The organism is Streptomyces sp. NPDC024698 (genome assembly GCF_055559015.1).
Genome location: NZ_JBVHLK010000011.1, coordinates 191,019 through 212,843 on the forward strand (window position 1 = coordinate 191,019; position 21,825 = coordinate 212,843).

17 protein-coding genes are annotated in these 21,825 nt (G+C 72.0%); 7 read left to right on the top strand and 10 right to left on the bottom strand.

Going from position 1 to position 21,825, the window contains the following annotated elements:
* Positions 1-112 precede the first annotated feature (112 nt).
* On the top strand, positions 113-2,881 hold the full coding sequence (locus ACZ4AA_RS24495; protein WP_467606516.1) for a SpoIIE family protein phosphatase: 2,769 nt from the start codon (positions 113-115) through the stop codon (positions 2,879-2,881).
* Positions 2,882-2,949: 68 nt separating this feature from the next.
* Here ACZ4AA_RS24495 and ACZ4AA_RS24500 read toward each other — a convergent pair whose 3' ends face one another.
* Together ACZ4AA_RS24500 and ACZ4AA_RS24505 are read right to left on the bottom strand one after the other, a co-directional pair.
* Positions 2,950-3,828, bottom strand: a complete 879-nt coding sequence (locus ACZ4AA_RS24500; protein WP_467606521.1) for an ABC transporter substrate-binding protein — start codon at positions 3,826-3,828, stop codon at positions 2,950-2,952.
* A gap of 155 nt (positions 3,829-3,983) precedes the next feature.
* The gene (locus ACZ4AA_RS24505) at positions 3,984-6,509 is read right to left on the bottom strand and encodes a heavy metal translocating P-type ATPase (protein WP_467606524.1); all 2,526 of its coding nucleotides are present in this window, start codon (positions 6,507-6,509) and stop codon (positions 3,984-3,986) included.
* Positions 6,510-6,704: 195 nt separating this feature from the next.
* Between ACZ4AA_RS24505 and ACZ4AA_RS24510 the strand changes: the two genes are divergently transcribed.
* Positions 6,705-7,106 (top strand): hypothetical protein, encoded by a 402-nt coding sequence (locus tag ACZ4AA_RS24510; protein WP_467606528.1) that lies wholly within the window; start codon positions 6,705-6,707, stop codon positions 7,104-7,106.
* Between the two features lie 13 nt (positions 7,107-7,119).
* On the opposite strand, the gene ACZ4AA_RS24515 is transcribed toward ACZ4AA_RS24510, so the two are convergent.
* The 3 genes from ACZ4AA_RS24515 to ACZ4AA_RS24525 form a co-directional block, all read right to left on the bottom strand.
* Positions 7,120-8,754: a serine/threonine-protein kinase gene (locus tag ACZ4AA_RS24515; protein ID WP_467606530.1), complete on the bottom strand. Its 1,635-nt coding sequence runs from the start codon at positions 8,752-8,754 to the stop codon at positions 7,120-7,122.
* Positions 8,755-8,820: 66 nt separating this feature from the next.
* On the bottom strand, positions 8,821-10,611 hold the full coding sequence (locus tag ACZ4AA_RS24520; protein ID WP_467606532.1) for an aromatic amino acid ammonia-lyase: 1,791 nt from the start codon (positions 10,609-10,611) through the stop codon (positions 8,821-8,823).
* A 107-nt stretch (positions 10,612-10,718) separates the two neighbouring features.
* Positions 10,719-11,678, bottom strand: coding sequence for an ABC transporter substrate-binding protein (locus ACZ4AA_RS24525; RefSeq protein ID WP_467606535.1), 960 nt, complete (start codon positions 11,676-11,678; stop codon positions 10,719-10,721).
* A gap of 341 nt (positions 11,679-12,019) precedes the next feature.
* Here ACZ4AA_RS24525 and ACZ4AA_RS24530 point away from each other — a divergent pair, with 341 nt between their 5' ends.
* The 4 genes from ACZ4AA_RS24530 to ACZ4AA_RS24545 are packed head-to-tail and all read left to right on the top strand — an operon-like array spanning position 12,020 to position 16,127.
* A complete protein-coding gene (locus ACZ4AA_RS24530; protein WP_467606539.1) occupies positions 12,020-14,575 on the top strand; it encodes a sensor histidine kinase in 2,556 nt (851 codons plus the stop codon).
* Positions 14,576-14,577: 2 nt separating this feature from the next.
* On the top strand, positions 14,578-15,051 hold the full coding sequence (locus ACZ4AA_RS24535) for a roadblock/LC7 domain-containing protein (protein WP_467606662.1): 474 nt from the start codon (positions 14,578-14,580) through the stop codon (positions 15,049-15,051).
* A gap of 58 nt (positions 15,052-15,109) precedes the next feature.
* Positions 15,110-15,541, top strand: coding sequence for a DUF742 domain-containing protein (locus ACZ4AA_RS24540; RefSeq protein WP_339132494.1), 432 nt, complete (start codon positions 15,110-15,112; stop codon positions 15,539-15,541).
* On the top strand, positions 15,492-16,127 hold the full coding sequence (locus ACZ4AA_RS24545; RefSeq protein ID WP_467606544.1) for a GTP-binding protein: 636 nt from the start codon (positions 15,492-15,494) through the stop codon (positions 16,125-16,127). Before ACZ4AA_RS24540 ends, ACZ4AA_RS24545 begins: the two co-directional genes overlap by 50 nt.
* Positions 16,128-16,253: 126 nt before the next feature.
* Here ACZ4AA_RS24545 and ACZ4AA_RS24550 read toward each other — a convergent pair whose 3' ends face one another.
* The 5 genes from ACZ4AA_RS24550 to ACZ4AA_RS24570 all read right to left on the bottom strand — a co-directional run bounded on the left by ACZ4AA_RS24550 (position 16,254) and on the right by ACZ4AA_RS24570 (position 20,667).
* Positions 16,254-16,928 carry an ABC transporter permease gene (locus ACZ4AA_RS24550; protein ID WP_467606547.1) on the bottom strand — a complete coding sequence of 225 codons (675 nt, stop codon included), beginning with the start codon at positions 16,926-16,928 and terminating at the stop codon, positions 16,254-16,256.
* Positions 16,925-17,629, bottom strand: coding sequence for an ABC transporter permease (locus tag ACZ4AA_RS24555; RefSeq protein ID WP_467606550.1), 705 nt, complete (start codon positions 17,627-17,629; stop codon positions 16,925-16,927). Before ACZ4AA_RS24555 ends, ACZ4AA_RS24550 begins: the two co-directional genes overlap by 4 nt.
* Entirely contained in the window at positions 17,626-18,765 is a 1,140-nt protein-coding gene (locus ACZ4AA_RS24560) for an ABC transporter ATP-binding protein (protein ID WP_467606553.1), read from the bottom strand. Before ACZ4AA_RS24560 ends, ACZ4AA_RS24555 begins: the two co-directional genes overlap by 4 nt.
* A 126-nt stretch (positions 18,766-18,891) precedes the next feature.
* Positions 18,892-19,779 carry a DNA-3-methyladenine glycosylase family protein gene (locus tag ACZ4AA_RS24565; RefSeq protein WP_467606556.1) on the bottom strand — a complete coding sequence of 296 codons (888 nt, stop codon included), beginning with the start codon at positions 19,777-19,779 and terminating at the stop codon, positions 18,892-18,894.
* 81 nt (positions 19,780-19,860) lie between these two features.
* Entirely contained in the window at positions 19,861-20,667 is an 807-nt protein-coding gene (locus ACZ4AA_RS24570; protein WP_467606560.1) for a CDP-alcohol phosphatidyltransferase family protein, read from the bottom strand.
* Between the two features lie 108 nt (positions 20,668-20,775).
* Here ACZ4AA_RS24570 and ACZ4AA_RS24575 point away from each other — a divergent pair, with 108 nt between their 5' ends.
* Positions 20,776-21,756, top strand: coding sequence for a zinc-dependent alcohol dehydrogenase (locus tag ACZ4AA_RS24575; protein WP_467606563.1), 981 nt, complete (start codon positions 20,776-20,778; stop codon positions 21,754-21,756).
* Positions 21,757-21,825: the final 69 nt, after the last annotated feature.

The window sequence follows — 21,825 nt, forward strand, 5'->3', positions numbered from 1 at the left end:
CCCTGACCTCCCCCGCCGAACGGCCGGCCCGGACGGCGACGGCGCCGCCCGGGAACCCGGGACCGGACCGCCCTGAGCCGCGCCCGCCCGGCCGGTCACTGATACTGAGGAAATGGGCAAACTTGGGCGAAAAGTCCCGGCGAGCCGCCGGGGCGATCGTGTGCCGCCGAAGGCCGGACCGCCGGAAGGCGGCCCGGAGGCCCATCGTCGGTCCACCGGCGCCCGCCTGCGGTCGCACCTGACCCCGCGCAGCGTCGCCGGGCAGGTCTTCCTGCTGCAACTGGTGGTCGTCCTGATGCTCATCACCACCGCCGTGGTGGTGCTCGTCATCCAGGACCGCAACCGCGCGATCAGGGAGGCCGCCGACCGGTCACTGGCGGTGGCCGAGTCGTTCGCGAACGCCCCGGGCACCGCGGCGGCGATGAAGAGCAAGCACCCGACGGCGCTGCTCCAGCCCCAGGCCGAGGTGGTGCGCAAGAAGAGCGGCGTCGACTACGTCGTGGCGCTGAGCCCCTACGGCTTCCGGTGGACCCATCCGGACCCGGCGCAGATCGGCAAGCACGTCTCCACCTCCTACAGCGACGCGCTCGGAGGCCAGCCCCACCAGACCACCTTCGACAGCAGTCTGGGCAAGGCGGTCGACTCGACCGTGGCCGTCTTCGACGCCAAGGGGACCGTCGTCGGCCTCATCACCGTGGGAGTCACCGTGGACAAGGTGGCCGGAGTGGTGCAGAACCAGCTCCCGGTGATCTTCGCCGCCGGCGGTGTCGCGCTGCTGCTGGCCGCGGGCGGTTCGGCACTGGTCAGCGGGCGTCTGCGACGCCAGACCGGGGGCCTGGGACCGGTGGAGATGACCCGGATGTACGAGCACCACGACGCGGTGCTGCACGCGGTCCGTGAGGGCGTGATCATCCTGGACGGCGACGGAAGGCTGCTGCTGGTCAACGACGAGGCGCGCCGACTGGTCGCGCTCCCGTCCGAGGCCGAGGGCAGGCCGGTCACCGAACTCGGACTGAGCCCGGCCCTGGCCGCGCTGCTGGCGTCGGGCCGGGCGGCCACGGACAAGGTCTTCCTGGCCGGGGACGTCCTGCTCGCCGTCAACGTACGGCCTGTGGGTCCGAACGGGGGCAGCGTGGCCACCCTGCGGGACACCACGGAACTGCGCGCCCTCGCCGGCCGGGCGGACGTGGCGGGCGGGCGCCTGCGCCTGCTCTACGAGGCCAGCACCCGGATCGGCACCACCCTCGACGTGACGCGTACCGCCGAGGAGCTGACTGAGGTGGCGGTCCCGCGCTTCGCCGACTTCGCCACCGTCGAGCTGATGGAGCCCGTGCTGCAAGGCGGGGAACCGACCGGGGCGAGCACGGACATGCGCCGCATCGCGGCCGCGGGCGTCCGGGAGGACACGCCCCTGCGCCCCCCGGGAACGCTGGTGCGCTATGTGCCCGGCAACCCCGTGACCATCGGGATGACCACCGGCCGTTCGGTCCTGGTGGAGGACCTCGCCCGGGCCGACGGATGGCGGGCCCAGGACCCGGAGAAGGCACGGAGGATCATCGAGTACGGCATCCACTCCATGATCTCGGTGCCGCTCAAGGCGCGGGGCCAGTTGCTGGGGGTGGTGGAGTTCTGGCGTTCGGAACAGGACGCCTTCGAGGTGGACGACCTGTCCCCCGCCGAGGAACTCGCCGCCCGGGCGGCCGTGTGCATCGACAACGCGCGCCGCTACACCCGGGAGCACATCACGGCCGTCACCCTCCAGCGCAGCCTGCTGCCCGGTGTGCTGCCCGAGCTGTCCGCGCTGGAGGTCGGACACCGGTACCTGCCCGCGCAGGCGGGGGTGGGCGGCGACTGGTACGACGTCATCCCGCTGCCGGGTGCCCGGGTGGCCCTGGTGGTCGGCGACGTCGTAGGACACGGTCTGCACGCCGCCGCGACCATGGGCCGCCTGAGGACGGCGGTGCACAACTTCGCCGCCCTGGACCTGGCCCCGGACGAGATTCTCGGGCACCTGGACGACCTGATCACCCGGATCGACGAGGACGCGGCGGCCGAGGCCGTCACCGGCGCCACCTGCCTGTACGCGGTCTACGATCCGGTCTCCGGGCGGTGTGTCCTCGCCCGGGCCGGTCACCCCGGCCCGGCGCTGGTCGCGCCCGACGGCTCCGTGACGTTCCCCGACATCCCCGTCGCCCCGCCCCTGGGCGTGGGGGCGGGTCTGCCGGTCGAGACGGCGGAACTCCGGCTGGCCGCCGACAGCCGGCTGGTCCTCTACACCGACGGCCTGGTCGAGGCCCGCGGACGGGACATCGACATCGGGCTCGGCATGCTGAAGGAGGCGCTCGACGAGACGGACGGCGCCACCCCGGACGACACCTGCCGGGTGGTGCTCGACGCGATGCTGCGCACCGGGTCGAGCGACGACGTGGCCCTGCTCGTCGCGCGGACCCGGCTGCTCGACCCGGACCAGGTCGAGGAGTGGGAGGTGCCCGACGATCCCGCGGCCGTCCCCCGGATCCGCGCCGAGGCCACGCGCAGGCTGGAGGCCTGGGGGCTCGGCGAGGCCGCGTTCACGACCGAGCTGATCCTCAGCGAGCTGGTGACGAACGCCATCCGGTACGGAGGAAGCCCCATCACCCTGCGGCTCCTGCACGACCGCGACAGCCTGATCTGCGAGGTCGGCGACGGCACCAGCACCTCCCCGCATCTGCGCCGCGCGACCCTCACCGACGAAGGGGGCCGCGGTCTGTTCCTCGTCGCGCAGATGTCCCGCCGCTGGGGGACCAGGTACACGGACCGAGGCAAGATCATCTGGGCTGAGCAGGCGCTCGACGCCGGAGCCGCCGGTGACCTGGGGGCTCTGTTGATGGCGGACCTGTGAAGCGGGACGGAACCGGGCAGCCGCACACTCCCGGGGCGGGGAGCGCCGGGCGCGGGAGCCCGGAGCGTTCAGGAGCCGCCGACGACCTTGAAGTACGGGATCTTGTCCGGGTCCTGGCCGAACGCGGCCCCGAGATAGACGACCGACAGTTTCGCGAGGGTCCCGTCGTCGATCAGCTGCTTGATGACCCGGTCCAGCTCGTCCCTGTTGGGCGACCCCATCGGGTACAGGGCGCCGTACCCCTGGTCGGTCCGGTACTGGCCCACCAGGCGCACCCTCCCGGCCCGCTTCTGGGGATACGCCAGCAGGATCGTCGTGTCGTGGACGACCGCGTCGATCCGGCCCTTCTCCAGCGCCGTGACCATGTCCGGGTCGTTGGGGAAGGCGGTGACGGGCTTGGTCGGCTTGAGACGGTTCTTGACGAACGCCTCGCCCGTGGTGCCCTCGGCCACTCCGATACGGACGTCACGGATGTTGTTCTCGTCGATCTTCTCGTCGTCCCTGATCAGCACTCCCAGGGTCGAGTCGAGGTAGGGCGGGGAGAACTCGGCGACCTTGCTCCGTTCCGGGGTGATGGTGATCTGCGCCAGGGCCAGATCGAAGTTCGTGGTCCGCCCGGACACGACCTCCGGGAAGGGCGCGTTCTCCACCTTCACCCGGTCGAGCCCGGACCGGTAGGCGATGTTGGCGGCCATGCAGTACTCGTAGCCGCTCTTGACGGTGGCCGGCGTGCTGCCGTTCCACCAGCCGGGTGCGGGCAGGGTCGTCTTGACCGTGAGGACGCCCGGTGTCCTGGGGGACAGGTGGAACTCCCCGTGATGTCCCGTGACCTGACAGTCCCCGTAGTAGGCGTTCTTCGGCTCCGACTCGCCCTGGTCGCACGCCGAGGTCGCGACGAGGAGCGCCACGCTGACAGCCAGAGGGCCGATCGCTGCCGCGGCGCGCATCATTGCACCTCCGGTCGGGGCATCCTCCTTGAGCCACCATAAATCACCCCGAACCGTACGACCGCCGGAGGCGCGGGGGAGGGGCGCGCCGTCCGGGGGCCGGGCGGATCGCGCGAAGGTACGGGCAGGTCGGAGATTCGGCGCCGGGTCCCGGTCTACTCCGGGGTGATCGCGGAGGGCCGTCCGGCGTCGGGCAGGTGAAGGGCCTTCAGCGCGAGGGCGTTGACGGCGACGATGAAGCTGGAGCCGGACATGGACAGCGCGGCGATCTCCGGACGCAGGACGAAACCGAAGGCCGGTTCGAGGACGCCCGCGGCGATCGGCAGCGCCAGCGGGTTGTAGCCGATGGCCCAGCCGAGGTTCTGACGCATGGTGCGCAGGGTGCCGCGACCGATGCGCAGGGCGGTGGGCACGTCGAGCGGATCGGAGCGCATCAGGACCAGGTCCGCCGTCTCGATGGCCACGTCGGTGCCCGCGCCGATCGCGATACCGAGGTCGGCCCGCGCGAGCGCGGGAGCGTCGTTCACCCCGTCGCCCACCATGGCGACCCTGCGGCCGCCGGCCTGGAGTTCGGCCACCTTCGCCGCCTTGTCACCGGGCAGGACCTCGGCGATCACGGTGTCGATGCCGAGCCGTCCGGCGATCCGCTCGGCGGTCGCCCGGTTGTCGCCGGTGAGCATCACGACCTCGACACCGAGCGCGCGCAGTTCGCGGACCGCGGCCCCGGACGTCTCCCTCGGCGCGTCCGCGATGCCGATGAGTCCGGCCGCGCGGCCGTCGACCGCCGCGATCACGACCGTACGACCCGTGGTGGCGAGCCTCTCCCGCTCCCCGGCGAGTTCCGCGAGGTCGACGCCCTCGCGCTCGGCGAGCCGGTGGTTGCCGACCACGACCCGGTGGCCCGACACCTCGGCGATCGCGCCATGACCGGGCACGTTCTCGAAGCCCACGGCCCGCGCGCCCGCGATCCCCCTGGCCTCGGCGTACCGTACGACGGCCGCCGCCAGCGGGTGTTCGGACTCGCGCTCCACCGCGGCGACCAGCCGCAGGAGTTCCTCCTCGGTCGTACGGGCGTCCGTGAGGACGTCGGTGACCTCCGGTTCGCCCCTGGTGAGCGTGCCCGTCTTGTCCATGACGACGGTTCGGACCCGGGCCGAGGTCTCCAGGCCCAGGGCGTTCTTGAACAGCACACCCCGTTTAGCGCCGAGTCCGGTCCCCACCATGATCGCGGTGGGCGTGGCCAGCCCGAGCGCGTCCGGACAGGTGATCACGACGACGGTGATCGCGAACAGCATGGCCTCGCTGAGCGAGCGGCTCGCGAGCAGCCACACGATCAGGGTCACGGCGCCGCCGATCAGGGCGACGAGCACCAGCCAGAACGCCGCGCGGTCGGCCAGCCGCTGCCCGGGGGCCTTGGAGTTCTGCGCCTGCTGGACGAGCCGCACGATCTGGGCGAGCGCGGTGTCGGAGCCGACCTCGGTCGCCCGCACCCGCAGTGTGCCGTTCGCGTTGACGGTGGCGCCGACGACCGGCGAGCCCGGTTCCTTGTGGACGGGCAGGCTCTCGCCCGTGACCATCGACTCGTCGATCTCGCTGGTGCCCTCCTCGACCGTGCCGTCCACGGCGATCTTGGCCCCGGGGCGGACCAGCAGCAGGTCACCGACCACGATCTCGGCGGTGGGCACCTCGACGGGCCCGCCGTCGCGCAGGACGAGCGCCTTGGGCGGGGCGAGGTCGAGCAGGGCGCGGATGGCGTCGTTGGCGCCACCGCGGGCCCGCATCTCGAACCAGTGGCCGAGCAGGACGAACGAGGCCAGCACGGTGACCGCCTCGTAGAAGACGTCGCCGCCGCCGGTGAGAGTGACGATCAGCGAGTACAGCCAGCCCGAGCCCACCGCGACCGCCACCAGCACCATCATGTCGAGGGTGCGGGCACGCAGGGCACGCCGGGCGCCGTCGAAGAAGATCGTGCAGGAGTGGAAGATCACCGGCAGGCTCAGCAGCAGCGCCCACACGTCCTCGCGCAGCCCGAAGGGGACGGGCAGGTCCAGGTGGAAGACGTCCCTGCCGATCGGCGACCACAGCACGATGGGGACCGAGAAGAGCGCGGCGACGAGGAACCGGTTGCGCATGTCGGCGACCATCCCGGCCATCGACATGCCCTCGGGCCCACCGTGTCCCGACATCTCGTCCGGAGGGGGCGAGGGCGCGGGGGCCGATGCTGATGCGGGGGTCGGTGCGGGTGCGGGGGCCGAGGTCGATGCGAGGGTCGGTGCGGGTGCGGGTGCGGGTGCGGGTGCGGGTGCGGGTGCCGGGGTCGAGGTCGGTGCTGGTGCCGGTGTTCGTGCCGGTCCGGGACCGGATGCCGGCGCGGGCGGTCCCGGTTCCGCCATCGGGTCGCAGAGGTGCGCCGGTACGGACCGGCCCGCGCAGTGGTAGCCGCACTCCGTCACCCAGTGCCGCAGCTCGGCCAGGGACGCACGACGCGGGTCGAAGACCACGGTCGCCGTCTGGGCCACCGGGTTCGTCTCGACGTCGAGCACCCCCGGCCGCCGTCCGAGGACAGCGGTGACGGTGCTCTGCTGGGAGGCCCAGCGCAGTCCCCGGACGTCCAGCACGGTGGTGCGGAGGTCTGTCGGCGCCTCGGCGCGGCCGCCGTGCTCCGTCTCATGGTCGTCCACGGCACCACTGTGGCGCAGCGGTCACCGGCACGGCGCCGCACCCGGGGCGGACACCGCCCCTTCCCACCGGATGACGCAGCGGTGCGGCGGCCCGGGGACGGGCGGGCTGATCCGGGGCAGGCGGTGTCGTGCGGTGGGGGTGATCGGTGCCGAGGGGCGCTGGTGCCGGGGAGTCCGGTGTGGGACTGTTTCGCGGTGACCGAACTCGCTCCCGGAACGACCGCGTCGGGGCGGCCCGACGACCGCATACCGTCCGTCCTTCGGTTCGCGACGGAGCTCGTGGCGTGGATCGCCACCCCCTGGGCGCTGTCCGACCGTTCGTGGCTGCTCGCCGTGGCGTCCGTGGTGGTGCTCATCGGTCTGCCGACCCTCTTCTCGACGCCGGGGGACAAGGCCAACGTCCTTGTCGCGGTGCCGGGTTGGGTGACCGTGCTGCTGGTCCTGCTTCAACTCGGCGCGGCGGTCGTCTTCTCGTGGCTCGCCTGGCCCGCCTGGGCGGCGGTCGCGGTCACCGTGCTGGCCGCCGCGACCTGTGTGACGGAGCGCGCGCGGTGGCAGTGGCTCTGTCGCGGGGGAACCGCCGGTCAGGTGAGCTGAACCCCGTACCGCCTCAGCCGTTCGCGCCGAAGTGGCTGCCGGTGGTCTCGCCGTCGTCCGTGAGCGCCGCGGCCACGCAGCGGAACACCCGGAGCCCCTCGGCCCATTGAGGAGCGGTCGGCGGCAGGACGTCCACGTCCCAGCGCAGACCGTCCGAACGGCTGGACGCCGTCCGGGAGTTACGCATGACCTGCTGTGAACACAGCGCCCTGACGTCCGGATGTCTGACGAGATCCCTCGCGTTGTACGTCATCCCGTCCTTGGGCAGCGGGGCGATGGCGAAGGTCTGCCACACGTGCGCGACATGGCAGTCGGCGCGGCTGACGGTGATCGTCCCCGAGATGTCGGTGATGCCGCTCCAGCACTCGGGGGTCGTGACGCAGCGGCCGCCCACCCCGTCGACGTCCGCGGCCGGGCAGTCGCTTCGGGTGGTCCGTACGCCTCCGAAGGCCGCGAGGGCGGCCTGCGAGGCCTGGCCCGAGGCGCTCGGGGCAGGGGATCCGCCCGCGGACGAGCCGGGGCCGTCCGGCGATCCGTACTCATGGACCACCCAGGTGACGGACACGCTCACCGAGACCACGGCCGCCAGCACACCGAGCAGCACCGGGCGCCGGCGCGCGGACCCGCGGGCCGCCCGGTCCGCGACCGTGCTCGCCGCTCCATCACCGCCTGGCCTCCGGCCGGCCGCAGGCAGCGGGCCCGAAGGGTCAGAGGGCGGTGGGGGGACGGTGCCGGGCGGGGGCGACGACGGGGGAGGGGCGTCCCGGTGGGCGGGGACGGTGGCGGCCGTGCGCGGCGCCGGTCCGAAGGCACCCCGTACGGTGCTGTCCACGTCGACGCAGGCCAGGGCGTCCCGCAGCGCCGACGCGTCCGGCAGCCGGGTGGCCGGGTCCGCCGCCAGGGCTTCTCTGAGCACGTCGTTGAGGGCGCCCGGTACCCCGGGCAGGTCGGCGTAGGGCCAGGTGTGCCGGACGATGAGCTCCGCGAGGCTGAGCTGGGTGCCGTCGTCGGGATGGTGCGGCGGGCGGCCGCGCAGGAGCGCGTAGAGCGTCGCGGCGAGCGAGTAGACGTCGCCCGTCGTCGTGGGCTCGGCCAGGTGGAAGGCCTCGGGCGGCGCGTACGCCGGGGTCAGCGCCTCGCGGGTCACCGACAGTTCCCGGCCGGGCCGGGGCATGGCGGCGAGGCCGAAGTCGGTGAGGGCCGCGGCGCCGTACCGGTTGACCATGATGTTGCCCGGCTTGATGTCGCGGTGCAGCACCCCCTCGGCGTGCGCCGCGGCCAGCGCGTCGGCGATGCCGAGTCCGATGTCCCGGGCCTCCTCGACGGCGAGCGGGCCCCGCCGGTGCAGCCGGTCGCCGAGCGAGCCGCCCGGACACAACTCCATGACCATGTACGGGCGGTGGTCGTCGAGGACGCCGGCGTCGTAGACCGGGACCACGTGCGGATGCCCGGACAGCCGGCCCGCGGCCGTGACCTCACGCAGGAAGCGCTGCCGGTCGCGGTCCGATGACAGGGCCCTGCCGTCGACCTTCAGCGCGACCTCACGGCCCACCGCCAGCTGGTGTGCCCGGTAGACCGTGGCGAACCCGCCCCGGCCCAGGACCTCCTGGATCTCGTACCCGGCGAGTTCCACCTGTTCGTACCGCATGGTGCCGCCATCCCCCAATGCACAGCCCGCCCACGGCACACCGTCCGGCCGGGGACCGCGCCGACTCTAGCCCAGCCGTCCGGGCGCTCGTTCCTCGCCGGTGAGTTCGGCGAACTCGTCGAGCAGGGCCGCCGCCGCGCTCACGTCCTCCGTCAGGGGCCGGTCCCGCATGTCAGGGTCCAGCACGGCCGCCGCGCGGAGGTAGGCGCGGCCCGCCGGGGTGTCCGGCGCGGGCGGAGTGCCCCGCTGACGCAACGCCCTTACGGCTGCCACGAGTTCGCAGGCCAGGACCAGCCGGTACGCCGGTGCCGCCCGGAGCGACTTGCGGGCGGCCTGGGTCGCGAAGGTCGCGGCCTCCTCCAGGCCCTGGGACAGCACCGCGTGCCCCAGGGCCGCCGGGGTGGCGCACGCCTGGATCTCGGCGAGAGCGGACGCGGTGCTGTACTCCAGGATCATCGTTCCGGACCCGGCCGAGGAGGCGTCGGCCAAGTAGGAGCGCCTTCCCGTCAGTTCGGGCCGGCCCAGGGCGGACAGCCGGGCCGCCGACAGCCGGGCCGTCCCGAGCACGGCGAGGCCCAGCCGGTCGAGTTCGAGGGTGAGCGGCGCGGTGAAGAACCCGCCGTGATGCAGGGCGACGGGAGTGCCCGTGGTGTCGTCCCAGCCGATGAGGGGGTTCTCCGTGGCGGAGTTGAGATCGATGGACAGCACCCGCTCCAGACCTGACCACGCCTGCATCGCGGGTCCGTGAGCCTGCGGGAAGCAGCGGAAGCCGAACGGGTCCTGCACCCGTGCCGGTGATCCGCCGGGCAGTACCGGTGCGGCCGTCCTGTCTCCGGCGGTCACACGACCTGCCGCCCCACGACCTGCCATCCCACCTCCTGCCATCCCACCTCCTGTCGCCCCACCTCCTGTCGCCCCACCTCCTGTCGCCCCACCTCCGGCGGGCGTACCGAGCAGTCGGCGCACGCAGGCGGCGGCCCGCGCGATCGCCGGGTGCGGATGGGCCGCGTGGACCTCGGGTGCGTACGGTTCGAGGGAGCCGTCCACCGCGTGCAGCGAGAGCGCGGCCACCAGGTGCGCGGCGCGCAGCGGGATCCCGAGGTCGTGCCAGGCCAGCGCGGACTGCCCGAGGGTGAGGGCGTTGCTGCTCAACAGGGCCAGCGCGTCCCCGCGTCGCAATGGAAGGGGCGCGGGGAGCGGCCGCCCGGCCGACGGCCCCTCGGGCGACCACGGGCCGTGGCCGAACAGCGCGAGCCCCAGCTGGGCCAGCGCCGTCAGATCACCGGTGCCGACGGACCCGTACTCGGGGACCACGGGATGCGCTCCCGCCCACAGCGCCCGCGTGATGGCCCTCGCGATCTCCGGGCCCAACCCCGAGCCCGCGGCGAGGAGTTGGTTCGTGCGCACCAGCATCATCGCGCGGACCTGTCGTGCGGGCAGCGGCTCGCCCGCACCGCCCGCGTGGCTCAGCAGCAGCCGCAGGTCGTGGCTCGCTCCGTCGTGGTCCTCGACGGCCAGCCCCCGGTGCGCGCCCACGCCCGTGCTGCGTCCGTAGACCCGGGCGCCCTCGGCCGCCAGCCGGTCCGCCGCCCGCCGGGTGTGTTCCATCGCCTCAAGTGCCCTGGGGCACAAGGAAGGTGGCTGAGCCCCGTCGGCGATCCTCGCCACCGTGGAGGCATCCAGACCCCGGCCGTCGAGGGCCGAGGAGGGAGAGGAGGGCGACGCGTTGCCCGAGGCGGCGCCTTCGGCGACCCCTCTTTCGGGCGCAGGGTTCTCAGCGACCGGGTCTTCGGCGACCGGGCCGGCGTCGAGCGGGCCTGCGTCGAGCGGGCCGGCGACGGCCGTGTGGTCGAGCATGGCGGACGTTCACTCCTCAGCCGTACGACGTCCCCTCAAAAAAGGCCGGGCCGGGAGGAGGTCCTCCCGGCCCGTGGGCACCCGTCAACCGGCTGCCTGCGTCGGCGTCAGCCCAGTCCCACCGAGGCCAGCCAGTCCTTGGCCACGTTCAGCGGGTCCTTGTTGCCGTTCTGCACATCGCTGTTGAGCTTCACCAGGGTCTCGGTGTCGAGCTTCGTCGAGACGTCGTTGAGCACCGCGACCCCGGCCGCGGGCAGACCGCTCTTGTATGTCAGCGGAGTTACGTTCTCGAATCCGAAGAGATTCTTGGAGTCCTGGAGCACGACGAACTTGTTCTTGCCGATTCCGGGGTCCGTGGTGAAGATGTCCGCGGCCTGGATGTTGTTGCCCTTGAGCGCCGCCACGGTGAGCGGGCCGCCCGCGTCCAGTGCCTTGAAACTCTTGAAATCGAGACCGTATACGGACTTCAGGCCCTTGAGACCCTGCTGCCGGGTCTGGAACTCCGGCGAGCCGCCCACGACCAGGTCCTTCGCCACGGAGGCGAGGTCGCTGATGCTCGACTTGGTGGTCAGGTTGTACTTCTTGGCCGTCGCCTCGTTCAGGGCGATCGCGTCCTTGTCCTCGGCCTTGGACGGCTCCAGCAGCGAGAGCTTCGGGTCCAGCTTGGCCGAGATGGCCTGGCTGGTCTCGTCGACGGACGTCGGAGCGGCCTTGGCGTCGAGGTAGGCGAGCAGCGCGCCGTTGTACTCCGGCAGGACCGTGATCGTACCGTTCTTGATCAGGCCGTACGAGGTCTCGCGGCTGCCGATGTTCAGCTTGTAACTGACTTTGATCCCCTTGGCCTTGAGGGCCTCGCCGTAGATGTCGGCGAGCAGGAAGCTCTCGGGGAAGTTGTTGGAACCGACCACGACCGTACCGGCCTTGGCGGTGTCGCCCTTCAACGGGTCCTTGCCGTTGCCGTCGTCGGAGGAGCCGCAGCCCGTCAGCGCGGCGGCGGCCACAACCAGCAGGGAAACAGCGGAGGTTGCGGAGGTTCGAGTGCTTCTGGCGATGGTCACGTTGGTCATCCAGACTTGGCAATCGGTGGGGCGTCGGCGGCCGGTGGGCGCGGGTGGCGGTCCTGTCGATCCAATCTAGCCACCTCAACCACCGTCAAGACACGAATAGATCACCGAAGGGGACCGCGCAGCTTCAGCCCGTAGGCGCAACCTGATCGAAACAGGAGCGAACCAGGCGTCCTCGCGTGCCACTTTTCGGTTGATCATGGCCGTAGTCTGACGGCAGCCGCTAGTGTTGGCCGCGTCGAGGGCCCCGTTCCACTTGTCGGCCCGATCGTGCTGCTCGTGACCATTGATCCATGCAGGCCTGCTTTAGGGCTTCCAACGGGGAATGAAGTCAAGGAGGTTGGGTGCCCGCGCACAGAAAAGCCGCCTCGGGGCAGCCGTCCACTGCTCTCGGGACCGGCCGGACACCATCCCTGCTGGACCGCTGGCCCTTCCGCCGGAAGCTCAACGTTCTGGTGATCGTGCCGCTCGCCGTCATCTCCGTGATGCTCGCCTATGTCGTCTCCGGTGAGATGGGCAAGGCCCGGTCCGCCGCCGACACCGCCCAACTCGTCCGCGACAGCACGCAGGTGACGAAACTCATCGACGCCGTGCAGACGGAGCACCGGCAGGCGCTCCTGGTCTCCCTGCGCTACGAGGCCGCCGGCTCGGGCAAGGGCGCACCGGACACCGCCGCCTACCTCGCCGCGCAGGACCAGGTCGACGCCCGCATCGAAGCGGTCAGGGCCGCCTACGGCGACCGGCTGCCCGACGGCGAGGCCGCGGCGCTCAAGGAACTCGAAGGCCTGGACAGCCTCCGCAAGACCGTCGAGCAGGGGCCCATCCCCGCCGACAACATCGACCCGGCCTACGGATCGGTGATCGAGGGACTCATCGACGGCCTCGGTCTCGGCCGCTCGGGCAGCGAGTCCTCCGCGTCCGCGGGCAATCTGCTCGACGCGCTGCTGCGCGCCGACACCGCCCACGCCTCCTTCGAGACCAGCGTCTTCGCCGCCCGTACCCGCGACGCCAACGCGCTCATCGAGTTCACCGGCGCGGTCGGCGACTACGACCAGTACACCTACCAGGCCGAGCGGTTCACCCGGTTCGCGGGACCGGAACAGGGCACCGACCTCGCCGAGATCGAGCACAGCCCGTACCAGAGCGTCATCACCCAGCACTGGGCCGCGCTCCAGGTCGACACCGGAGCGCTGGTCGCCGAGAACGCGACCCAGCTGCGGGCCGCGCTCGACGAGGCACTGCGCGCAGGACCCACCTACGAGCGGCAGGCCGAGAACCGGCTGAAGATCGTCCAGTCGCTGATCGCCGGGATCGCCGCGAACGCCCAGTCCGCCTCGAACGCGGCCTGGTGGCGGGTGGTCTGGCTGGTCGCCGGCATCCTGGCCGCCTTCGCCGCCTGGCTGCTGTTCTCCGTGATGACCCGGCGTTCCGTCGTGCGGACCGTGCGCACCCTCACGGCGGCGGCCCAGCACGTGGCGGGCGCCGCGAAGAGCGAACTCGCCCGCGTCGCGGACGACGACGCCGACGACGCGAGCCCGCCGCGTCTTGAGGCCGTCCCCGTGCCGGTACGCGACGAGATCGGCGAACTGGCCGAGGCCTTCAACCAGGTTCAGGTCACCGCGAGCGCTCTGCTGGAACGCCAGGTCGTCAGCCGGCGCAACATCGCCGAGATGTTCGGCAACGTGGGCCGGCGCGTCAGCAACCTGACCGCACGTCAACTCGCATTGATCGACTCGGTGGAGCGCGGGGAGACCGACCCCGAGGTGCTCGACCGGCTCTACCGCATCGACCACATCGCCGTCCGCCTCCAGCGCAACGCCGACAGTCTCATGCTGCTCGCCGGTATCAGCGAGACCGGCCTCAACACCGAGCCGATGCGCCTGAGCAACATCGTCCGCGCCGCGCTCGGCCAGATCGAGGGCTACCAGCGCGTCACCCCGCACGCCGAGGGCGATGTCACCGTCGTCCCCGACATCGTCGGCGACCTGACCCTGATGCTGGCCGAACTCCTGGAGAACGCCGTCATGTTCTCCCCGGCGACCAGCGGTGTCGAGGTCGTCCTGCGGCCCCGTCACCAGGGCGGCGGAGCCCTCGTCGAGATCATCGACCACGGTCTCGGCATGAGCCCCGAGCGGCTGGAGCAGGAGAACGCCCGGCTGATCCGGCGCGAGCGCCTCGACCTGGCGCCCACCGAGGTCCTCGGCCTGTTCGTGGTCGGCGGTCTGTCCCGGCGCTGGGGCATCGAGGTCGCCCTGTCCCGCACCCCGGGGGGCGGCGTCACCGCCACCGTCGCGGTGCCCGCGGTCCACCTCGTCTCCCGTGAGCAGGGCCACGCCGCCGAGCGGGCTCCGCGGATCGAGCCGCCCGCGCGCCGCCCCGGTCCGAGTGAGCCGCGCAAGGCGCGGGTCGAGGCGCCGCCGGGTCCCGCGGGCCTGCCCCGCCGGGTGCCCTCCTGGTCCAGCACCGCCGAGTCCGCGGGCCACGCCCGCCGTTCGGAGGCGGCGGACACCGGGGCGGAGCGGGCGACGACGCACGGCGGCGCCCGGCCCGGAAGCGGAGCCGAGCAGGCCCCCACCGGTCCGGCGCGCTCCGGTGACACGGGACCGCTGCGCCGCCGGGTGCGCGGGGCGACCCTGTCGGCCGCCACCGCGTCGAGCCGGCTGCCCCGGCCCACGGAACCGCCCACCCACCGCAGGCCGCCGTCCTGGCAGCCCACGGACGCCGAGGCGGCGCGCTCCGAGATCGACGAGTTCGAGGCCGCCGTCCTGCGGGCCGAGCGCGAGAGCGCGGCCGAGGACCACACGACAGCGGTGATCCGGCCGGACGGCAGAGCCCGCGGACCGGCCGGCACCGACCCCCTGAACAGAAGACCCTCTTCCCCGGAAGGCATGAGCACGTGACCATGTGGACAGGCGGGCCCGAGTCCCCGACAGCGGAACCCGCGGCGGACGTGAAGACCGCCGCGGCCGACTTCAACTGGCTGCTCAACCGGTTCGCCACCGAGACGGCCGGGGTCGTCGACGTGATCGGTGTCTCCTCCGACGGACTGCTCATCGCCGTCTCCCAGCAGCGCGGCCAGGCGGACTCCGAGCGGCTCGCGGCGATCGTCTCCGGAATCACCAGCCTCGCCATGGGGGCCTCCGGCAACTACGGTCTCGGCGGCCTCAACAAGGTCATCATCGACCTGGAGGAAGGCCACGTGCTGGTGTCCGCGCTCGGCGCCGGAGCCGTGCTCGGCGTGGTCGCCTCGAAGGAGGCGAAGCTCGGCAACATCGCGTACGAGATGACCCTGTTCGCCAACCGGGCCGGTGCGGTGCTCAGTCCGCAGCTCGTGATGGAGCTCAAGAGAACCGTGGGCATCGCACCGGCCGGCTGATGTCCGACGGCGCGTCACATGACCAGTGACGCGCGGTGAGTTGAAGGGGGAGGACGTGATGACGTCCGGCGAGCCATTGGCCGGCGGCGACGCCGAGTGGGGGGTGGAGCGCCCCGCATCGGTCGTCCGGCCGTTCCTGCTGACCGCGGGGCGGATCGCAGGCGGCGACAGCCTCGTTCCGCCCATCCCGATCGAGACACAGGTGGTGGCGACCGATGCGGGACTGGCGACGCTGGACCGCTTCGTGTTCGACCAGCACCGCGACATCATCTCGGTCTGCCGTGAGCCGCAGTCGCTCGCGGAGATCGCGGCGAGACTCCGGATGCACTTGAATGTGGTCCGGGTTCTCGCCGACGATCTCCGTGCCGATGGTCAACTGGCTCTGTACGCACCGCAGGCCCGCTCCAACCGCGATGTCACTGTTCTGCGAAGGGTGATCGATGGTCTCCGAGCTGTCCCCGACTCCCGGGGCGCGATCCGTGAGGGATGACGACGGGCGCCCACGGCCGCCGCTGCCGGTGAAGATGGTGATCGCGGGCGGCTTCGGCGTGGGCAAGACCACCACGGTGGGGGCGATCTCCGAGATCGAGCCGCTGACCACCGAGGCGTCCATCACCTCGGTCGCCGCCGGTGTCGACGACCTCAGCCACACCCCGGAGAAGGTGACGACGACCGTCGCCATGGACTTCGGCTGTGTCACCCTCGACCCGACGCTGAAGCTCTACCTGTTCGGCACCCCCGGTCAGGAGCGGTTCGGGTTCATGTGGGACGACCTCGTCGAGGGCGCGCTGGGCGGACTCGTCATCGTCGACACCCGGCGCCTCGACGACTGCTACGCCGCCGTCGACTACTTCGAACACCGCCAGATCCCCTTCGCGGTGGCCGTCAACGCCTTCGACGGCAAGGTCGAACACGATCTGAACGACGTACGGTGGGCCCTCGACGTGGCCGACCATGTGCCGCTGACCGTGTTCGACGCACGCGACCGGGGTTCCGTGCGGGACGCCCTGCTCGTCGTCCTCGAACACGCCCTGGCCAGGGCGGAAGCCGGAGCGCGGTCCCGGGAGAAGGACTGAGGGGACCCGCGCCGCGGCAGGCCCCCGTGCGTACGCGGTCACACGGCTGTCCCCCGTCCGGCGGGGCCGGGCGACGCGGACGGGGACGACCCGAGAGCCGCCCCCGCCGGATCGCCCACGCGTGCTCTACGCGGCCCGGCGCCTGCGTACCCCCGGGGAGACCGCCACCCGGCCCACCGCCCAGAACAGGATGAGGACGAGCAGCGCGAGTCCGGCCGTGAGGGCGGCTCCGCCGACCACCTTCTCGTAGTCGTGCTGGTAGAGGCCGTCCAGGATGTACCGGCCGACCCCGCCGAGGGACACGTAGGCCGCGATCGTCGCCGTCGAGACGATCTGGATCGTCGCCGAGCGCAGCCCGCTGAGGATCAGCGGCAGCGCGGCCGGGACCTCGACCTGGAAGAGGATCCGCGCCTCGGTCATGCCCATGCCGCGGGCCGCGTCGACGGGGGAGGGGTCCACCGTGCGGATCGCCTCGTAGGTGGTGATCAGGACCGGCGGGATGGCCAGCACCACGAGCGGGATCATCACCGGCACGATCCCGAGGCCCAGCCAGACGAACATCAGGACCAGGAGCCCGAAGGTCGGCAGCGCGCGCGCCGCGGTGGACAGGAAGGCCAGCGCGTTGCCGCCGCGCCCGGTGTGCCCGGTGACCAGACCGATCGGCAGCCCGATGAGCGAGGCGATCGCCAGGGCCGCGGCCGTGTACTGGACGTGCTCCCACACCCGCTGCGGGATGCCGTCGTAGCCGTGCCAGTGCGCGCCGTCGCTGAAGAAGGACTGCATGAAGTTCAGTACGTTCACGAGACGCCCTCCGGCGTGGGGGCGGCGGCGTCCGCGGGGGCGGGGCGCCCGGCTCCGCCGCCGGACGGCGGCTGCCAGGGGGTGAGGACCCGCCGCAGCAGGACCAGCAGGGCGTCGATCACGACCGCGAGAGCGGCGGTGGTGACCACCGCGGTCACGGCGAGCCGGGGGAGGCCGTACAACTGCGCGTAGATCAGGAGGTTTCCGAACGCCCCCTGGTTGCCGATCAGACCGCCGACGCTCACCAGACTGATGCTGGAGGCGACGGCCACCCTCAGCCCGGCCATGATCGCCGGTACGGCGATGGGCAGTTGGACCTGGAAGTAGCGGCGCACGAGGCCGATGCCCATGGCGGTGGCGGCGGCGTTGGTCTCCTCGGAGACCGAGCGGACCCCGTCGACCACCGCCGGGACGAGCACGACGAGGCTGTACAGACAGAGCGGGATCATCACCGTCAACTGGCTCAGCCCGGTGTAGTCGATGAGCACCACGAAGAAGGCGATGGAGGGGATCGCGTAGAGCAACGTCGAGGTCCACAGCACCGGCGCGTAGAGCCAGTCGAAGTGGACGCAGAGCAGTCCGATCGGCACGGCGAGCAGCAGCCCGGCCAGCACCGGGACGAGTGCCTCCTGGAGATGGAGCGCGATCAGACCGCCGTAGCTGTGCTGGATGGCGCTCGGGATGTCGAAGAACCCGTTCATCGCCCGGCCTTCACCGTCGGCGCGTCCTCGGGGGCGTCCGCCGCCCGTCGCCGCCGGGCCGACCGGATCGCCGCGGCCACCGTCTCCTGCCCGGCGACCCCGAGCACCTTCCCGGAATCGTCGACGCCGACCGCCTGACCGGTCGGCGACAGCACCGCACGGTCCAGGGCGACCCGCAGCGAGTCACGGCCCACCTCGAAACTCGGGCCGTACGGTTCCAGGGCCTCGGCCTGCCCGTCCCAGCTGCCGGGGTCGGCCCAGCCGAGCGGCCTGCCGCCGGCGTCGGTGACCAGCACGGGCGTTCCCTCGGGTGCGCGTCCGGCGATCTCCCGCCAGTCCGAGCCGACGGGGAAGACCCGGGAGCGGTCGAGTTCGAGCTCGCGGGTGGAGAGGAACGACAGCCCGCGGATGCCCCGGTCGGAGCCGAGGAACTCCTCGACGAACGCATCGGCCGGCGCCGAGAGGATCTCGTCGGGCGCCGCGAACTGGGCGAGCTTGCCGCCGGTGCGCAGGACGGCGATGCGGTCGCCGATGGTGATGGCCTCGTCCATGTCGTGGGTGACGAACACGATGGCCTTGCCCAGTTCGCTCTGGATGCGCAGCAACTCCTCCTGAAGCCCCCGGCGTACGACGGGGTCGACCGCGGAAAACGGCTCGTCCATGAGCAGGATGGGCGGGTCGGCCGCCAACGCGCGGGCGACGCCGACCCGTTGCTGCTGGCCGCCGGAGAGCTGGTAGGGGTAGCGGCGGGCCATGGCCGGGTCGAGGCCGACCCGTTCCATCAGTTCCGCCGCGCGCTCCCGGGCCCGCTGCTTCGACCAGCCGAGCAGCCGGGGCACGGTGGCGATGTTGTCGAGAATCGTGCGGTGCTGGAAGAGGCCGGCGTTCTGGATGACGTAACCCATGGAGCGCCGAAGGGTGTTGACGGGCCGGGCGCGGATGTCCTCGCCGTCGACCCGGATCGTGCCGCTGCTCGGCTCGATCATGCGGTTGATCATGCGGAGGGTGGTGGTCTTGCCGCAGCCCGAAGGTCCGACGAGAACGGTGATCGAGTGGTCCAGTATCTGGAGGGACAGGCGATCGACGGCCACCGTGCCGTCGGCGTATCGCTTGCTGACATCTTCGATGGCTATCAAGCGTCGAAACCCTTCGGGAACGGCCTTGCCCGCGCCTGGCGCGATCATGTGCACGGGGGTGCGTAGTCTAGTCAGTCGATGTTCGTTCCCGGCCATGACAGATCGTGAATGTCGTGCGTACGTCCGCTATTTCTGGGCGCCCCCGGGCCGTTCGGTACGGGACCCTCCGCTGTCGAGGCGCTCACCGCGCAGGATCCGCAGATGGAGCGCGGCCCAGGTGCGCAGCGGCCGCCACTTCTCCGAGATCTCGGCCAAGTCGCGGTCGCTTCCGTACTGTTCGGCGATCTCCGCGGCGAGCCTGCGCTCCTCGGTCGGCAGGACGTCGGGGTGGTTGGCCCCCCGGACCACGACGAGTTCACCGGCGAAGGCGCCGAGTCCCTTGACCTGCCGCACCTGCCGCATCGCGTCCCCGGCCTCCAGGGACCGCAGCCGGGCGCCGTCGAGAACTCCGTCGAGCGCGGACCGTGCGACGGCGTGCAGGTATTCGGTCTTGCGCCAGGGCAGTTCGGCGTCCAGCCGGAGCAGGGCCCCGGGCGCGGGGAACGCGCCGCCGGTGCCGTAGGCGGAGATGAGGTCCCCGCGCATCGCGCGGGCGGCCGGCATTCCGGTGCGCTGGGTCAGTACCGCCCAGCAGGCGGCCTCGTAGGGAGAGTGGAACCCGCACGGGCGAAGCCCCGGCCGGCGCGCCTGGATCCGGCCGATCACCGGATCGCGGTCGCCGACCTCCGGCCAGCCGGTGGCGTCGATGTCCAGGGACAGGAAGCGGCGCACCTGCTCGGCGGCTGCGTCCAGATCGCCGTCTCCCGTGACCGTGATCCGGGCGGTGGACCCGCGCTGGGTCACGTCCGCACCGACCCGCCGCCAGTCGGCGTCGGCGTGGAAGACGGTCCGCAGCGCCGCCCCCGCACCTGCGGTCACGGCGGGTGGCACGGGTGCCATCTCCTCCCAGAACGCCCTGCTGTTCTCCAGGGACCAGGGACCCGCCACGTCGGACTCGACCGTGTGCATCGCCATGCCACACCTCCCGCTCGGGACACGTTCACCGTGTCGGTGAGCACCACTGTGGAGGCGAAACCTGACAATATCCGTCAGCTATTACGCGTGGCCCGCGGAACCCGCGCTGACCAGCTCCCGCGACGGCACCCGCTCGTGGCACTCGCGGTTCTCCGGGGTCCGCTCGACGGGCCGCTGCCCGCCCTGCCGCCACAGCCACAGGATGTCGCGGCCGAAGGACCACACGAGCAGTGCAAGCGCCGTCAGCACGGCGCCCGCCTCGACGCCGTAGGGCAGGAGTCCGGAGCCCGCGACCAGCAGGATGACGCCCTGGAGGGCCGCCACCGTCTTGCGCGCCATGCTCGGCGGCAGCTCGCCGTTCAGCCACGGCAGCACCCGGGCGGCGGCGACGAACGCGTACCGCATCGTGCCGATCAGCAGCACCCACGGGCCGAGGGACATCGCGAGGTACACGCTCAGCACGAGGATCAGGAACGCGTCCACCTCCATGTCGAAACGCGCGCCCAGCGCCGAGGACGTGCCCGTGCGCCGGGCGACCTTGCCGTCGACACCGTCGAGGATCAGGGCGACCGCCGTCAGGCCGACCAGCAGACTCACCGGCGGCGAGCTCTCGAAGGAGTCCGCGACCAGCGCGGTGACACCGCCCACCAGGATCGCGCGGCCGAGCGTCACCCGGTTGGCGGGTCCGAAGGAGCGGGGCCGTGTGCGCCGCAGCGCGCGGGTGAGTACCGCCCAGGTGGCGAACGCGAAGACCAGACCGGTCAGCCAGCCCGCGGGCCCCATCCCGATCGCCGTGCCCAGCAGAGCCAGGACCAGGAGCTGCACGCCGGCCCCCACCATGGTCTCCTGCTGGGGAAGCCTCGCGCCGTACATGTTGTTCAGGGCCACCGCAGATCCTCCGGCCGAATGACAGATTCGATCAACGCCGCGTACCGTGTGCGCGACTTGTCACTGCTCCGTACGTGAAGAGCTGCGGAATCGTTCAGGGGGACGCTCATGGAACTCACAGCTCGCGCCTTCTGGCTCGCGTCTCCGGGCCACGGCGAGCTCCGTGACGTCACCCTCGCCGCGCCCGCGGAGGGCGAGGTCCTGGTCCGTACGCTCTACTCAGGAGTCAGCAGGGGCACCGAGACCCTCGTGTTCCGCGGGGGAGTCCCCGAGAACCAGCACGCCTCGATGCGCGCGCCGTTCCAGGACGGCGATTTCCCCGCTCCGGTCAAATACGGCTACCTGAATGTCGGCCTGGTGGAGGAAGGGCCCGCGCATCTGCTCGGGCGGACGGTCTTCTGCCTCTACCCGCACCAGACGCGGTACGTCGTCCCGGTGAGCGCCGTGACGCTCGTACCCGAGTCGGTGCCCGCCTCCCGCGCCATCCTCGCCGGCACCGTCGAGACCGCGGTCAACGCCCTGTGGGACGCCGCCCCGCTGATCGGCGACCGGATCGCCGTCGTGGGTGGCGGCATGGTCGGCTGCTCGGTCGCCGCCCTGCTCGCCCGCTTCCCCGGAGTCCGGGTCCAGCTCGTGGACGCCGACCCGGCACGCGGTGCCGTCGCCCGCGCGCTCGGCGTCGGCTTCGCGCTCCCCGAGGACGCCGAGGGCGAACTCGACCTCGTCGTGCACGCCAGCGCCACCGAGGCCGGACTGAACCTCGCCCTCGGGCTGCTGGCCCACGAGGGGACCGTCATCGAGCTGAGCTGGTACGGGGACCGCCGGGTCGCCCTGCCGCTCGGAGAGGCGTTCCATTCGCGCCGGCTGACCCTGCGCAGCAGCCAGGTGGGTTCGGTCTCCCCCTCCGGCCGGGCCGGAAGGACGTACGCCGACCGGCTGGCGCTCGCGCTCGAACTTCTCGCCGATCCGGCCTTCGACGCCCTGATCACAGGCGAGTGCTCCTTCGGCGAACTCCCCGACGTGATGGGGAAACTGGCCTCCGGATCGACACCCGCCCTGTGTCACCGGGTCGCCTACGAAGAGGTTTGAGCCGACGAGAACCGGCCTGACCTCCACGGACTCCGAAGAAAGGGCAACGCCCGGCTGAACAAGGTGAAC